The 15,960-nt window shown below is 34.4% G+C and carries 10 protein-coding genes and 3 tRNA genes; 5 read left to right on the top strand and 8 right to left on the bottom strand.

The genetic code is table 11. The annotated features are described in order from the left end of the window. Positions 1-6: 6 nt before the first annotated feature. From FNW52_RS11895 to FNW52_RS11885, 3 genes are all read right to left on the bottom strand, one after another. A tRNA-Arg gene (locus FNW52_RS11895) sits at positions 7-80 on the bottom strand. A gap of 20 nt (positions 81-100) precedes the next feature. Then, positions 101-175: transfer RNA gene (locus FNW52_RS11890), tRNA-Pro, on the bottom strand. A gap of 84 nt (positions 176-259) precedes the next feature. Further along, positions 260-343: transfer RNA gene (locus FNW52_RS11885), tRNA-Ser, on the bottom strand. 240 nt (positions 344-583) lie between these two features. Between FNW52_RS11885 and FNW52_RS11880 the strand changes: the two genes are divergently transcribed. Together FNW52_RS11880 and FNW52_RS11875 are read left to right on the top strand one after the other, a co-directional pair. Beyond that, positions 584-1,762: an acetyl-CoA C-acyltransferase gene (locus tag FNW52_RS11880; RefSeq protein ID WP_143377695.1), complete on the top strand. Its 1,179-nt coding sequence runs from the start codon at positions 584-586 to the stop codon at positions 1,760-1,762. A 78-nt stretch (positions 1,763-1,840) separates the two neighbouring features. Beyond that, positions 1,841-2,602 carry a C40 family peptidase gene (locus FNW52_RS11875; protein WP_143377694.1) on the top strand — a complete coding sequence of 254 codons (762 nt, stop codon included), beginning with the start codon at positions 1,841-1,843 and terminating at the stop codon, positions 2,600-2,602. A gap of 51 nt (positions 2,603-2,653) precedes the next feature. On the opposite strand, the gene FNW52_RS11870 is transcribed toward FNW52_RS11875, so the two are convergent. From FNW52_RS11870 to gyrA, 3 genes are all read right to left on the bottom strand, one after another. Next, positions 2,654-3,718, bottom strand: a complete 1,065-nt coding sequence (locus tag FNW52_RS11870) for a tetratricopeptide repeat protein (protein WP_143377693.1) — start codon at positions 3,716-3,718, stop codon at positions 2,654-2,656. Between the two features lie 580 nt (positions 3,719-4,298). Continuing rightward, positions 4,299-5,567, bottom strand: coding sequence for a tetratricopeptide repeat protein (locus FNW52_RS11865; RefSeq protein ID WP_143377692.1), 1,269 nt, complete (start codon positions 5,565-5,567; stop codon positions 4,299-4,301). A gap of 65 nt (positions 5,568-5,632) precedes the next feature. After that, complete coding sequence (gyrA, locus tag FNW52_RS11860; RefSeq protein WP_143377691.1) at positions 5,633-8,287, bottom strand: DNA gyrase subunit A; 2,655 nt, start codon at positions 8,285-8,287, stop codon at positions 5,633-5,635. Positions 8,288-8,548: 261 nt separating this feature from the next. Between gyrA and FNW52_RS11855 the strand changes: the two genes are divergently transcribed. The 3 genes from FNW52_RS11855 to FNW52_RS11845 all read left to right on the top strand — a co-directional run bounded on the left by FNW52_RS11855 (position 8,549) and on the right by FNW52_RS11845 (position 13,399). Then, positions 8,549-11,095 (top strand): ATP-dependent Clp protease ATP-binding subunit, encoded by a 2,547-nt coding sequence (locus FNW52_RS11855; protein WP_143377690.1) that lies wholly within the window; start codon positions 8,549-8,551, stop codon positions 11,093-11,095. Positions 11,096-11,421: 326 nt separating this feature from the next. Then, entirely contained in the window at positions 11,422-12,792 is a 1,371-nt protein-coding gene (rimK, locus tag FNW52_RS11850; protein ID WP_143377689.1) for a 30S ribosomal protein S6--L-glutamate ligase, read from the top strand. Between the two features lie 88 nt (positions 12,793-12,880). Beyond that, the gene (locus tag FNW52_RS11845; protein WP_143377688.1) at positions 12,881-13,399 is read left to right on the top strand and encodes a DUF421 domain-containing protein; all 519 of its coding nucleotides are present in this window, start codon (positions 12,881-12,883) and stop codon (positions 13,397-13,399) included. Between the two features lie 510 nt (positions 13,400-13,909). Here FNW52_RS11845 and FNW52_RS11840 read toward each other — a convergent pair. Together FNW52_RS11840 and FNW52_RS11835 are read right to left on the bottom strand one after the other, a co-directional pair. Beyond that, complete coding sequence (locus FNW52_RS11840) at positions 13,910-15,244, bottom strand: inorganic phosphate transporter (RefSeq protein WP_143377687.1); 1,335 nt, start codon at positions 15,242-15,244, stop codon at positions 13,910-13,912. A 30-nt stretch (positions 15,245-15,274) separates the two neighbouring features. Then, on the bottom strand, positions 15,275-15,919 hold the full coding sequence (locus FNW52_RS11835) for a DUF47 domain-containing protein (protein ID WP_143377686.1): 645 nt from the start codon (positions 15,917-15,919) through the stop codon (positions 15,275-15,277). Between the last annotated feature and the right edge of the window lie 41 nt (positions 15,920-15,960).

Raw genomic sequence — 15,960 nt, 5'->3', positions numbered from 1 at the left:
GTCTTGTGAAGGCAGAAGGATTCGAACCTTCGACCGCCTGCTTAGAAGGCAGGTGCTCTATCCAGCTGAGCTATGCCTCCATTGCTCTTGAATAATATTGTCGGGGTGGCAGGATTCGAACCTGCGGCCTCCTGCTCCCAAAGCAGGCGCGATAACCGAGCTACGCTACACCCCGAAAATTCAATCTTACTTATTCACTTTATGAAAACACCTTTCGGCATTTGAATCTTGCTAGAATTCTTAACATAAAAGAAATATGCGGAGAGACAGGGACTCGAACCCTGGCACCGATCACTCGATGACAGTTTAGCAAACTGCTCCATTACCACTCTGGCACCTCTCCAAAACTCTTAGGAAACGTGTCCTGTTTTGCGGTTGCAAATTTAAGACATCTTTAGAGTTCTCACAAGTATTTTGAAGTTTTTTTTCAATAATTTTTCGTCTTTTCACAAAATCACTTCACTATCAAATATATAGCTAAGAATAAAAATCAAACAAATATCCTAAAACATAATCGTGCATCATAATTTGAAATCATTTAAATAAAGTTTAAATTTGCTACACAAATCAACATATAGTAAACATGAACAAAAGAGTTGTTATCGTTTCTGCAGTTAGAACACCTATCGGCAGTTTTATGGGGGGATTATCTAGCATTACTGCTCCAAGACTAGGAGCAATCGCTATAAAAGGCGCTTTAGATAAAATAAATTTAGATCCAAATTTAGTCGACGAAGTATTTATGGGAAATGTGGTTCAAGCTGGCGTAGGTCAAGCTCCCGCACGCCAAGCTGCAATTTACGCTGGTCTTTCTAATTCTGTTGCCTGCACAACCATCAACAAAGTTTGTGCTTCGGGCATGAAATCAGTGATGTTAGGCGCACAAGCCATACAATGCGGCGACGCCGAAATTGTAATTGCAGGTGGTATGGAAAACATGAGTTTGATTCCACACTACATGCATTTAAGAAACGGGACAAAATTTGGCCCGAGTACTATGGTCGATGGTTTACAAAAAGACGGCCTTACAGATGCCTATGACAATAATGCTATGGGAGTTTGTGCTGACTTATGCGCCACTGAATACAACTTTACCAGAGAAGACCAAGATAACTTCGCAATTCAATCGTATGAGCGTTCTGCCAAAGCTTGGAACACTGGTAAATTTGACAATGAAATAGTTCCTGTACCTGTTCCTCAAAGAAAGGGAGATCCTATTATTATTTCAAAAGACGAAGAATACACAAATGTTTCATTAGACCGAATTCCATCTTTAAATGCTGTTTTCACAAAAGACGGAACTGTAACTGCCGCTAATGCTTCTACCATTAATGATGGAGCCGCAGCGATTGTATTAATGAGCGAAGAAAAAGCAATTTCTTTAGGATTAAAACCTCTAGCTTACATAAAAGGATATGCCGATGCTGCTCAAGAACCAAAATGGTTCACAACAAGCCCTGCAAAAGCAATCCCGAAAGCTTTAGAAAAAGCTGGATTATCAATTGACAATGTTGATTATTTCGAATTCAACGAAGCTTTTTCTGTAGTTGGTTTAGCCAATGCAAAAATTCTTGGATTAGACAATGCCAAAATCAATGTAAATGGAGGTGCTGTATCTTTAGGACACCCATTAGGTTGTTCAGGAGCACGAATCATTGTTACTTTATTAAATGTTTTAGAACAAAATAACGGTAAAATAGGCGCAGCAGCAATTTGCAATGGTGGCGGTGGAGCATCAGCAATTGTTATCGAAAGAATATAATTAAAACAACAAATAAAAGGTCTAAGGTTACTATCCAAATAATTGAAGACCTTTTATTTATAATTTAAAACAATGTAAATGTTTGGAATTTGTAATTTAGCCATAATACCCCTTCGAGCTGAAGCCAGTGATAAAAGTGAAATTGTTTCTCAAATTTTATTTGGAGAACATTTTGAAATTTTAGAGCAATTAAAACAGTGGTCCCGCATTAAAATGCAATATGACGACTATGAAGGTTGGATTGACACTAAACAGTTTCAAGAAATTACGGAATCTAATTTCAAACAACTATCAACAGATGCAATAATTCTAAATGCTGATTTAATAGAATACATTACAGCCCCTTCAAATTTATTAATCCCTATTCCGCTCGGATCATCATTATCGTTTTTGAACTATAGCGAAATAAACACTGCCAATTTTGATTTTGAAGGCACCAAAACAAGCGGTATTAAACCGAAAAATCTTTTATTAAACTCGGCTTTTATGTATTTAAACGCTCCTTATCTTTGGGGAGGAAAAACACCATTTGGCATTGATTGTTCTGGATTTACTCAAATGGTTTACAAACTCAATGGCTATAAATTATTACGAGACGCCTCTCAGCAGGCAACACAAGGGGAATCTTTAAGTTTTATTGAAGAAAGTGAACCCGGCGATTTAGCATTTTTTGACAATGAAGAAGGCAGCATCATTCACGTAGGTATAATTATGGAAAACAATTATATTATTCACGCTAGCGGTAAAGTAAGAATTGACCGATTAGACCATTTAGGTATTTATAATTCTGATTCAAATAAACATACACATAAACTTCGAGTAATAAAAAAAATAATTTAAAAAAGGGGGGCAAAATTAAATTTTACCCCCTTTTTTTTAGAAAAAAACCAGTTAAATTCTAGCTTTTAGCTCATCATACTCTGCCGTCATGTCTAACGCTCTATAAACACCCAAAAGAGATTTAGCTACATCTTGATTTTTAGGTTCTATCAATAGCGCTTTTTTAAGATAAGGAATTGCACTACGAACTATTTCGTCTTTTTTAATCTTCAATTGATCATAAAGCTCCATTTCTTTCGGAGAATTCCCCAGACTATTCATCTGGTCCACTAAATCTTTTTTAGAACCCAGTTTCACATACGCTATGTTAATATAAGCGTCAATACAATTAGGATCTAACTCTAAAACCTTATTATAACGCATTTCAGTTTTTACAGCGTCATTCTTTTCTAAATATATGAATGCCAGATTCTTATTTATCTCTAATTTCTTTGAAGCAGAAACTTCATTTCTTGGCTTTTCATGAGTTCCCACATTAACACTCAAAGCTCTGACACTAGCCGAAACAAAAGACTCTTCAGCTTTCGTATTTTTATTAACGGCATAAAAAACAGTTCCTTTACCTGAATAATTTATCCGAATCAATTCTTCGTAGTATTTTACCGCATTGTCGTAATTTTTAATTGATATTGAAGTCGAAGCCGCATTATATAAGTTTACAGTATCCTTTTTGTCTAGTAAATACACATTGTAGCTTTTCTCTGCACTTTCATTAAACTTACCTGCTTTAAAATCTCCAACAGCAGCATTAGTCAAAGTAGATTTCATTTCTCTAAGAGCTATATTAGCCTGCAAGGTATATTTAAATTTACCGGATTCATTTTCAGCTTTTATTAATTCTTGATACGCAGCAGCTGCCGCAGCCAAATTATTTACAAAATCAATATTTTTAGCAGCCATTGCTTTTAAAACATTCCCTTTCAAAAAATAAAACTCAGATTTATCTTCATCCGTAGAATTAAAAATAAGATATTCCGAAGATTTTAAAATACCATAAGCATCTTGGTATCTACCATTTTGATACTCTATTTGAGCACCTTTAATTTGATCTTTTTGAGCATACACTCCAACATTTATCAATAATACTATTGATAGCATTACAAATTTTCTTTTCATTTGGTTAGGTTTAATGATTAAAATAAGATTTTGGGGTTCGTTTTTAAATACCGCTTAAAAAAACTACGTTTAAACAGCAAGCGCTAAAAATTAATTAGGATTTAAAAATTAGGATATACAAAATCATGTACAATTTCAGAGATCAAAAGATTACCATCTTAATGCTACTGATTTTATTAGATTCAAGAGAATTGCTCTTTAAAACAGCAGAGCCGCTGCAACAATAAAGTACTTTTTTTTCATAAATTGGATATTTGTTGGTTTAAAAATTACATTTCTAAAAAAAAGCAATGAATTCAACAATAGTTACAATTTTAACAACTTTTAAATTACATCGTTTTTTTTATTCAATTAATATTTCATTAATCAAACATTTTTTTGTCTAAAATAGAACTAAATTTTGATTAGACAAATAAAATTCAAAAAAAATTAAAATAAACATAACGTATTTTTTTTAATTAAGAAAAGACTACGTTTTTCAGCATACAAAACTCAGTTATTATTCTCAAAAAGGTAAGCAAAAAAAATCCTGCTCAGAATAATTCCGAGCAGGATTTTTGAAATAATAGTTAAAAACTAACTACATCTTTGCTTTCAAAGCTTTATATTCGGCAGTCATTTCTAATGCGCTATAAACATTCAATAACGTTTTAGAAACATCTACATTTTTAGGATCTAACACTACTGCTTTTTCAAGATAAGGGATAGTACTCTTAAACAAATCTTCTCTTTTCTTCTTTAATGCATTGTAACGCTTCATATCATCAGCAGAAGTGCCTAATTTATTCATTGCATCAATGATAACTTTTTCGTTCTCCAATTTCAATGCAGCCATATTAATATAAGCATTGATGTATTTAGGATCTAATTCTATAACTCTGTTATAAAACTTTTCTGCTTCGGCATTATTCTTAGCTCCCGCATTTACAACACCCAAATTAAAAATTAAATCTACATCATTTGGATTTTTCTCTAATGCTTCAGCAATTAACTTCTTATAGGTTTCCATATCTTTCGCCTCAAGATACAAATTTGCTTCTGTCAAGATCAATGAAGTATCCTCTGGATTTGCTTTTCTTGCATCAGAAACCGCTTTTTTAGCTTCATCTGCTTTTCCTTGCTGCACATAAATTAAAGCTATATTTTTATATATCTCTCCTCTTTTTGAAGGAACAGCTTCATTTCTTGGCTTTTCATGAGTTCCCATTTTTACTAACCGATCTCTATCTGCTGCCGTATTGAAAAAATCTTCTTGATTATTCACTTTATTAACAGCGTAAAAATAATTAGCCTTTCCAGAATAATTTAAAATCTTTAACTCTTCATATAGTTTAAGTGCACTATCATAATCTTTAGCACTTACATAAGTAGATGCCGCGTAATACAGATTAATAGTATCCTTTTTCTCTAACAAATACGCCTCGTACAATTTTTTTGCACCTTCGGCATTTTTATCAACTTTAGTATCAGCAATTGCAGCATTGATCAATTTCCCTTTTATTTCAGTAATTGAAGCTGTTGCTTGAACAGAATACTTATTTTTTTCAGAAACTTTTTCAACCTCCATTAATTCTTGATACGCTTTTGCAGCAAGACTTAAATTCTTATCTGCATCTACATTTTTATTAGCTAAATCTAAATACGCATTTCCTTTAACAAAATAATATTGTGCTTTATCCGCATCAGGAGCGTTAACAACCATATGTTCTACTCCTGTTAAAATGGTTATTGCTTCATCTGACTTTCCTGATTTAATCGCTTTTTCAGCGGCTTTTATTTCGTTTTTTTGAGCAAAACTTGCTACTGATAAAAATAATGCTGACGCTATTATTACATACCTACTTTTCATATTAATCTATTTTTATATTTATTATTCTATTATTTACCCCTCGCTCGGAGGGGTTAAGAGAGGTTTTATGCCTCATCATCAGAATCGTCTTCATCAGACTCCTCTTCTTCTTCGGCTTCGGCTTCGGCTTCGGCTTCTTCGTCCTCATCTTCATCAGCTACAGCTTCATCTTCAAGAACCTCTAAAACAGGTTTTACTCTTTCGATTTCAACCTCAATTTCGTTTCCATCCTCATCAAGTACCACCTCTTTCTCGTCATCTTTCATCACTTTTGTAACAGCAGCAATAGAATCTTTTCCTTTCAGGTTAATCAATTTAACACCTTGAGTAGCACGTCCCATTACACGTAAATCTTCAATAGCCATTCTAATTGTTAATCCAGATTTATTTATAATCATCAAATCATCTGCATCAGTCACGGCATTTATAGAAATTAATTTACCTGTTTTATCGGTAATATTCAAAGTTTTAACACCTTTACCCCCTCGATTTGTAATTCTATAAACATCTTCACCATCTTCGTCAACTAATTTGGTACGTTTACCATATCCATTTTCAGTTACAACTAAAATTTGCGAATCGTTTATATCATTTTTATCAACAGTTACCATTCCAATTACTTCATCAGTATCATCTTTAAGGGTAATTCCGCGAACTCCAGAAGCAGTTCTTCCCATCGGACGTGTTTTTGTTTCTTCAAAACGAACTAATTTACCTGATTTAACAGCTAAAATAATTTGGCTTTCACCATTTGTCAATTTAGCTTCCAATAATTCATCACCTTCCTTAATTGTAATTGCAGCAACACCATTTACTCTAGGCTTAGAATATTTCTCTAAAGAAGTTTTCTTAACCTGCCCTTTTTTGGTCACCATAATTAGATTATGACTATTGATATAATCCTTATCTTTTAAATCTTGAGTACAGATAAAAGCTTTCACTTTATCATCACTTTCAATATTCACTAAATTTTGAATCGCTCTACCTTTGGCGGTTTTGCTTCCTTCTGGTATTTCATAAACACGCATCCAGAAACATTTACCTTTTTGGGTAAAGAACATCATGTATTGATGATTGGTTGCTACAAACATGTGCTCTAAGAAATCTTGATCTCTGGTACCAGCACTTTTTTGCCCAACTCCTCCTCTATTTTGTGTTTTATATTCCGTTAGGTTAGTACGTTTAATGTATCCTGCATGCGAAATAGTAATTACCACATTTTCATCGGCAATCAAATCTTCGATACTTACGTCTCCTCCAGAATATTCAATTTGAGAACGACGTGCATCCCCATATTTATCGCGAATCTCTGCTAATTCTTCTTTTATCAAAGCAATTCTCAAATTAACATCCGCTAATAAAGCTTTTAAATGCTCAATTAACTTCATGATCTCTTCATATTCCGCTCTCAACTTGTCTTGTTCCAGACCTGTTAATTGACGCAAACGCATTTCTACAATGGCACGAGATTGAATATCCGACAAATTGAATCTTTCGATTAATTTTTCTCTAGCTTCTTCCGTGCTTTTTGAAGCTTTGATTAAAGCGATTACTTCGTCAATATTATCAGAAGCGATAATCAAACCTTCTAGAATATGCGCTCTTGCTTCTGCTTTTTTCAATTCAAATTGCGTTCTGCGAGTCACTACATCATGACGGTGTTCCACAAAATAATGAATCAGATCTTTTAGATTCAGCATTTGCGGACGACCTTTTACAATTGCAATATTGTTTACAGAGAAAGAAGATTGCAATTGTGTAAACTTATAAAGCGTATTCAGAACCACGTTTGGCGTAGCATCACGTTTTAATATATAAACGATACGCATCCCGTTTCTATCCGATTCATCTCGGATATTAGCGATACCATCGATTTTCTTTTCATTCACTAAGTCGGCAGTACGTTTGATCATATCTGCCTTATTGACTTGATAAGGGATTTCTGTAACAATGATACACTCACGACCATCCACTTCTTCAAAACCAACTTTGGCACGCATTACTACTCTACCTCTACCGGTTTTGAAAGCTTCACGAACCCCTTCATAACCAAATATTATACCACCAGTAGGAAAATCTGGGGCTTTGATATGCGTCATCAACTCGTCAATTTCAATCTCATTATTATCCATGTAAGCCAACGTACCGTTGATTACTTCGGTTAAATTGTGTGGAGGCATATTAGTTGCCATACCCACTGCAATTCCTGTTGCCCCATTTATTAATAAGGTAGGAACACGAGTTGGCATAACTGTAGGCTCCTCTAAAGTATCATCAAAATTTAATTTAAAATCAACGGTTTCTTTATCTATATCCGCCAAAATTTCTTCCGAAATCTTACGCATTCTTGCCTCCGTATAACGCATCGCTGCAGGACTATCGCCATCTACAGAACCAAAGTTACCCTGACCGTCAATCAATAAATAACGCATACTCCATTCTTGTGCCATACGAACCATGGCATCATAAACAGAGGTATCTCCATGGGGGTGGTACTTTCCAAGAACTTCTCCGACAATTCTTGCGGACTTTTTGTGAGCAGATCTTGAGTTAACTCCCAAATCATGCATTCCATAAAGTACTCTTCGATGTACTGGTTTCAAGCCATCTCTAACATCTGGAAGTGCTCTGGATACAATTACCGACATCGAATAATCGATATAGGCAGTTTTCATTTCATCTTCAATGTTAATAGGAATTAACTTTTCTCCTTCAGACATAATATATTCTTAGATTAAAATTATTTTGTTTTAAAAAATCCCGCTAATATAACCTTTCTCGATAAAATTTAGACCATAATACGATGTAAATTTATTTGATTTATTAACAAATTAATGTTGGCTTTTAGTTAATAAATTTAAGTCTTCTTTAACTTTATTTTCATCCTTTTTTTGTCAATTAGCAAAAACAGTTATTAAAGGTATGGTTTTTGTTTTTCAAAAACTAATTCACTAAATTTACAATACCAATATATAGAAATTATGGATGATAATTTTTCACCAAGAGTAAAAGACGTGATTACCTACAGTAAAGAAGAGGCATTGCGTTTAGGACATGACTTTATAGGTACCGAACATTTGATGCTTGGTATTTTAAGAGACGGGAATGGAAAAGCAATCCATATTCTGAATAACCTTTCTGTAGATCTAGATCATCTGCGGAGAAAGGTCGAAATCCTTAGTCCTGCCAGTCCCAGCCATGAAATAAGTGTAGAAAAGAAAAATCTGCACCTTACTCGTCAAGCAGAACGCGCCTTGAAAACCACTTTTCTTGAAGCTAAAGTATTTCAAAGTTCTTCTATAAGTACAGCACATTTGTTACTGTGTATCTTAAGAAACGAAAACGATCCTACAACCAAGCTATTGAATAAACTTAAAATCGATTACGATATAGCTAAAGAACAATACATCAATATGACTCCAAACGAAGAAGAATTTTTAGAAAACTTGCCAAGAAATGAATCATACAATGATGATTCAGGACAAGATGACAGTCTTAAAGAAGGTAATTTCAACAACCCTGCCAATAAATCAAATAAAAAATCTAAAACTCCAGTTCTTGATAATTTTGGAAGAGATTTAACAGAGATGGCGGAAGAGGGCAAATTAGACCCTGTTGTTGGACGTGAAAAAGAAATTGAACGTGTATCTCAAATTTTGAGTCGTCGTAAAAAGAACAACCCTTTATTAATAGGAGAGCCAGGTGTTGGTAAATCTGCTATTGCCGAAGGACTCGCTTTACGAATCATTCAGAAAAAAGTATCTCGTATTTTATTCAACAAACGAGTAGTTACACTTGATTTAGCTAGCTTAGTTGCTGGCACCAAATACCGCGGTCAGTTTGAAGAACGCATGAAAGCGGTAATGAATGAGCTTGAAAAAAATGATGATATCATTCTTTTTATTGATGAAATTCACACTATAGTTGGTGCTGGTGGAGCTACAGGTTCGCTTGATGCCTCAAATATGTTTAAACCTGCTTTGTCAAGAGGCGAAATTCAATGTATTGGAGCCACAACATTAGACGAATACCGTCAATATATTGAGAAAGACGGAGCACTAGAAAGACGTTTCCAAAAAGTAATTGTTGAACCAACTTCAGTAGAGGAAACGATTACTATTTTGAATAACATAAAAGACAAATACGAAGATCACCATAACGTAACGTACACTCCTGAAGCTATCGAAGCCTGTGTCAAACTAACCAATCGTTATATGTCCGAGCGTTTTTTACCGGACAAAGCGATTGATGCTTTAGACGAAGCGGGTTCTCGCGTGCACATTACCAATATTGATGTTCCTAAACAAATTTTGGACTTGGAACGTCAATTGGAAGAAGTGCGTGAATTGAAAAATTTGGTTGTTAAAAAACAAAAATATGAAGAGGCAGCTAAACTTCGTGATGATGAAAAAAAGATAGAAAAAGATCTTGCAATAGCTCAAGAACAATGGGAAGAAGATTCTAAAAACAACAGAATATTAGTAACCGAAGACAATGTTGCCGATGTAGTTTCTATGATGACTGGAATTCCTGTAAATCGTATTGCACAAACAGAAAGCAACAAACTGGCAAAATTACCAGAACTTATTCAAAATAAAGTAATTGGACAAAATGAGGCTGTTTTAAAAATTGCCCGTTCTATCCAAAGAAATCGAGCAGGATTGAAAGATCCAAACCGACCTATTGGTTCTTTTATTTTCCTTGGACAAACTGGAGTTGGTAAAACGCAATTGGCCAAAGTTCTTGCCAAAGAATTATTTGATTCTGAGGATGCTTTAGTTCGAATTGACATGAGTGAATACATGGAAAAATTTGCGATTTCGAGATTAGTTGGAGCACCTCCAGGATACGTAGGATACGAAGAAGGTGGGCAATTAACTGAAAAAGTACGTAGAAAACCATATTGTGTAGTATTGCTTGATGAAATCGAGAAAGCACATCCTGATGTTTTTAATATGATGCTTCAAGTCCTTGATGATGGCTATTTAACCGATAGTTTAGGACGCAAAATTGATTTCAAGAACACGATTATCATTATGACCTCTAATGTTGGAGCGCGTCAGTTGAAAGATTTCGGACAAGGAGTTGGATTTGGAACTGCTGCCAAAATAGCCCAAGCTGATGACAATTCGAAAAGTATTATTGAAAACGCTTTGAAAAAAACATTTGCACCTGAGTTCTTGAATAGAATTGACGATGTAATTGTCTTTAACACTTTAGAGAAAGAAGACATCAATTTGATTATAGAAATTGAATTGAAAAAATTATACGATCGTATCAAGGAATTAGGCTATCAATTAACCTTGTCTGACAAAGCCAAAGCGTTTATTGCCGACAAAGGATTTGACAAACAATTTGGTGCGAGGCCTCTAAAAAGAGCCATTCAAAAATACGTAGAAGACACTCTTGCTGAAGAGATCATCACTTCAAAAATCACTACTGGCGATGAAATTTTCATGGATATCGAAGAAGGTTCACAAGAACTAACGGTTAATATTCATAAAGCGGGAGAGCCTACAAATCCATAAATTAAAATAATATAACTATTCAGCTAGTTTACAGTCACAGTATTCAGTATTCAGACCAAAAAGGGTATTCATTGTTAAAATAGCTCTTAAACAAACTCCTTTTTTTACAAATATTATTAAGAAAGCGAATTATATTATTTACGGACAACTCTGAAAACTGCGACTAAAAACTGTAACCTGAATAGATACACAATAATTTGTTTTATAACAAACCCGTTACGTTTTAATAACATAACGGGTTTGTACTTTATAGAGAATTTTCTTTGTTTTAAAAAACAAATATTTACATTTGATAATTCAAAAATAGACCAAAATAAAATTAATATATGTTACAAAATAAAGTTATACTGGGTAGCGAAGAATGGTGTTCTTTTCCTGAATTGGGAATCCCAACCATCAAAGCTCGTGTTGATTCTGGCGCCAAAACATCGGCTTTGCACGCCATCAATATTGCTCCATTTATAAAAAACGAAACTAATTGGGTAAAATTTGACATCAACCCTATTCAGAATAATATAAAAACAGTTATTCATTGTGAGGCTCCCTTAGTGGATAAACGTATTGTAAAAAGCTCCAGTGGTTTTAGAGAACATCGCTATGTAATTCAGACCAATCTTGCTATAGGCGATACTAAATGGCCTATCGAAATGACATTGACCAATAGAGATTCAATGGGTTTTAGAATGCTTTTGGGACGAGAAGCCATGAGCGGAAGGATTCTTGTTGATCCAGAACAAAAATATCTTTTAGGACAACCAACTACAGAAAGTCTCGCAGCATTATACGTAAACTCAGAAAAAGCCAGCTCAGGTCTAAGAATAGGGCTTTTGGCCAGTAACCCTGAATTGTACAGCAACAAAAGAATCATGGAAGCCGGAGAAATGCGAGGACATGAAATGCATTTCCTAAACATCAAGGAATGCTATATGAAACTGGATGCAAAAACTCCCGAAATTCACTATCGTGGCGGAAAAATATTAAATCAATTTGACGCCATCATTCCCAGAATCCGTCCGAGTATTACCTTTTACGGATGCGCTTTAACTAGGCAATTTGAAGCTTTAAAAGTATTTTGTTTAAACTCATCGACTGCTATCACGCAATCAAGAGATAAATTATTCTCTTTGCAATTATTACTGAATCACGGTGTTGACATTCCAACAACTGGTTTTGCCAATTCGCCATTGGATACCGATAATTTGATAAAAATGGTTGGTGGATCTCCCCTAATCGTAAAATTACTGGAAGGCACACAGGGAAAAGGAGTTGTTTTAGCCGAAACAAAAAAAGCTGCAGAGAGTGTTATCAATGCTTTTAAGAGCTTAAATGCTAATATACTAGTTCAAGAATTCATCAAAGAAGCCAATGGAAAAGACATTCGTTGTTTTGTAATTGACGGAAAAGTGGTTGCAGCAATTCAAAGAGAAGCGATGCCAGGCGAATTTAGAGCCAACATTCATCTAGGAGGAACAGCATCAATAATAAAAGTTACATCCGAAGAAAAAAAGATCGCTATAAAGGCCGCAAAAGCAATGGATCTAAAAGTAGCTGGTGTAGATATTATTCGCTCCGCAAAAGGGCCTTTATTGCTTGAAGTCAACTCTTCACCTGGTCTTGAAGGAATTGAAGGAGCTACTAATAAAGATATTGCTGGGGAAATGATTAAGGCTATTGAGAAGAACTTTAAAATTAAGTAGATTAAAGTAATCAGTGCTCAGTCGCAGTCGCAGTTTACAGTCTGCTATGTAACTGAAAACTGAGACTGAAAACTGAACACTAAATAAAATGAATCCATACCTAGACATCGTTATCCGAAGTGCAGCTGTATATTTATTTATGGTTATTGCTTTACGTGTATTTGGGAAGAAAGAATTATCCCAACTGAATACTGCCGACGTCATTTTGATTTTGCTAATCAGCAACTCCGTGCAAAATGCCATGGTTGGAAATAACACTACACTTTGGGGAGGTTTAGCAGCTGCAACGGTACTTTTTGCGATTAATTTTATATTGAAAAAATTAATGTTTAAGTATAAAACCTTTGGCGATTTTATGCTCGAAAAACCTGAAATTCTTATCCATAATGGGAATTTAGACTTCAATGCATTGAGTAAATTAAGTATTACCAACGATGAATTAAAAGAAGCCATGCGCGAACATGGAATTGAACATTTTGCAGATGTAAAACTAGCCATGCTTGAAATTGACGGAAATATTAGCATTATCACTGGGGACAAAAATTTAAAACAAACGCATTATAAACGCAGAAAAAACCATAAAAATTTAATTCAAGGGAATTCTTGATTCAATTAAGTTTTGGTTATTATTTCCCCTACTCTATTCAGTCAATTCTAATTTAAAAAGTCTATTTTTCGAAGTATTAAATTGCTTCCAACTTTACCTGAAGGAATGAAGTTAAAATGGCTTTAGCCAAAATCGCATCCTTTTTGGATAAAGCCATTTTAATATCTAATACTTTCCTTTTGACTAAAATTACAGGCAATTCAAAATCATCAATAGGATGAATAGCTACACTTTTTTAATAACTCCTTTTCATTATTAGTTTTTTTTTAAAGTTCATGATAGCACTAAATTTACTTGTTTAGCCCCGATGGAAGCAAGTATCCTTTTGTGCCGGTCCCGATAGCTATCGGGAGGCACAAAAGATACTGTGTACAGCGGGACTGATGTTCTTCATTAAGAAATGCTCTGCTCCAAAAAAAAATCAATTGAATTTACACTCTATTTGTTTTTAAAGCATAAAAAAACCATTCGTTTCCGAATGGTTTTTTTTGTATTTTTTTTAGGTAAAAATTACAAGAACAGACTAAGAATAAGGTAACACAAAGCAGCCAATAAAGCTGAAATTGGAATAGTTAACACCCAAGCCCAAATTAAACTTACCGTTACTCCCCAACGAACCGCAGATACACGCTTCGTTAAACCAACTCCGATAATAGATCCTGTAATAGTATGTGTAGTACTCACGGGCACTTTGAAATGCTCAGTAATATATAATGTCAATGCTCCAGCAGTTTCGGCTGCAACACCTTCAAAAGAGGTAACTTTAGTAATTTTGGAACCCATTGTTTTTACAATTTTCCAACCACCACTTAGTGTACCTACTGCAATTGCAGTATAACAAGCTAGTGGTATCCAACTTGGCATTGCTCCTTTTATACCTTTATCGTCATCAGGAAGAATTACTTGTAACCAATCCGGAAGACTTTCAATTGCTACACCACTGGTATGAATATAAACCGCAACTGCCGCTGCAATAATACCCATTACTTTTTGTGAATCGTTACCACCGTGTCCTAAACTAAAAGCAGCAGAAGAAAGTAATTGCATTTTTTTTAACCAAGCAGTTGCTTGATGAAGATTTAAACTGCTAAAAATCAAGCAAAACAAACTTACTGTAAGTATAATAAAAGCAACTAAAAACCATTTTATGTTATGCGATTCAAAAACTACACTCCAAAAATGAGAACCGAAACGCGGTTTTTCAATATCGGCGTAATACACCATTTGACCTTGTACAAACCAAATAGTCAAAGCCATTAAGACTAAAGTAAAAATCTTAGGATAGATACTCTTTCTAGAAGCATTTAAAAGCCAAATCGAAATCAAGTAGGAAATTAACGCTCCTAATAATGGGGCTAATACGATAAAAGCGATGATAATAAGTACTCCAGAAGGCATTCCACCATCTTTACTTGCTTTGTACCAACTAACAATATTATACCAATGGTGCGTTGCTCCATCTACAGTATAATCTGCAAATCCATGAACTGCAAAGGCATGTGCCAAAGCAGCTCCCGCAAATCCTCCAATTAAAGTATGCGAAGAACTAGAAGGAATTCCTTGCCACCATGTGATTAAATTCCAAATAATTGCTGCAATCACTCCAGCAAGAATAACAACTAAGTTAATCTCACTTGTTTGTGCCGTTTTTGCAACAGTATTTGCTACACCTAAACCAAAAACCCAATAGGCTAAAAAGTTAAAAAAAGCAGCCCAAACAACAGCTTGAAAAGGCGAAAGAACCTTTGTGGCAACAACAGTAGCAATAGCATTGGCTGCATCATGGAAACCATTGATGTAATCAAAAATTAATGCTAGTACTATAATAATTATTAGTAGCGTCATATCTATAACTTCAGAATGAGTAGAATTAAATTAAGAATGTTTTACTGTAATAGATTCCAAAACACTGGCAACACTCTTACATTTATCCGTTGCTGATTCTAAAACTGACAAAACTTCTTTGTATTTAATGATATTTTTGGCATCGGTTTCATTTTCGAAAATTTCAAAAACGGCTTTGTTATAAACCATGTCTGATTTATTTTCCAGCTTGTTGATTTTAGCACAAGCATTGGTGATGGTTTTCATATTTTTCAAGTTTTTCAACTCTTTTACAGCAGCATCAATATGCTGACAGGCCTCTAGATTGATTTCTGTCATCTTACGGATCGATTTTGTAATTTTATCTACTTGATACAAACGCATTCTACTGGCTGCCCCATGAAGGTAATCAGCAACGTTATCTATTGAAGTAATTAAAGAATAAATATCCTCTCTATCAAATGGAGTGATGAAATTTCTACTCAATTCCAAATTGGTTTGACGTGTAATATCTTCTCCTTTTTGTTCTAATTCATCAATTTTCAGAAAAAGAACTTCTCTTTCTTTCAAAGGAAGATTTACAGCTTCGTGCAAATTTGAAGCTAATTCGATTAAATTGCTAGATGCTTCTTCAAAAAGAGGAAAGAATTTTTTGTCTTTTGGGACTAAAAATTGAAAAATACTATTTAATGACATTTGTATATGTTTTAGTGCTGCAAAATTACTTCATTATTTTA

This window comes from Flavobacterium sp. ZT3R18, from assembly GCF_007097385.1.
GTDB lineage: Bacteria > Bacteroidota > Bacteroidia > Flavobacteriales > Flavobacteriaceae > Flavobacterium.
Note: the sequence above shows the minus strand (reverse complement) of the source record. Positions and strands in the feature narration are given on the sequence as shown.

Bases quoted from the DNA above. Each gene is read 5' to 3' on its own strand.
- rimK (WP_143377689.1), top strand. From the start codon at position 11,422: ATGTTACAAAATAAAGTTATACTGGGTAGCGAAGAATGGTGTTCTTTT.
- FNW52_RS11880 (WP_143377695.1), top strand. From the start codon at position 584: ATGAACAAAAGAGTTGTTATCGTTTCTGCAGTTAGAACACCTATCGGC.
- FNW52_RS11865 (WP_143377692.1), bottom strand. From the start codon at position 5,567: ATGAAAAGTAGGTATGTAATAATAGCGTCAGCATTATTTTTATCAGTA.
- FNW52_RS11875 (WP_143377694.1), top strand. From the start codon at position 1,841: ATGTTTGGAATTTGTAATTTAGCCATAATACCCCTTCGAGCTGAAGCC.
- FNW52_RS11855 (WP_143377690.1), top strand. From the start codon at position 8,549: ATGGATGATAATTTTTCACCAAGAGTAAAAGACGTGATTACCTACAGT.
- FNW52_RS11835 (WP_143377686.1), bottom strand. From the start codon at position 15,919: ATGTCATTAAATAGTATTTTTCAATTTTTAGTCCCAAAAGACAAAAAA.
- gyrA (WP_143377691.1), bottom strand. From the start codon at position 8,287: ATGTCTGAAGGAGAAAAGTTAATTCCTATTAACATTGAAGATGAAATG.
- FNW52_RS11840 (WP_143377687.1), bottom strand. From the start codon at position 15,244: ATGACGCTACTAATAATTATTATAGTACTAGCATTAATTTTTGATTAC.
- FNW52_RS11845 (WP_143377688.1), top strand. From the start codon at position 12,881: ATGAATCCATACCTAGACATCGTTATCCGAAGTGCAGCTGTATATTTA.
- FNW52_RS11870 (WP_143377693.1), bottom strand. From the start codon at position 3,718: ATGAAAAGAAAATTTGTAATGCTATCAATAGTATTATTGATAAATGTT.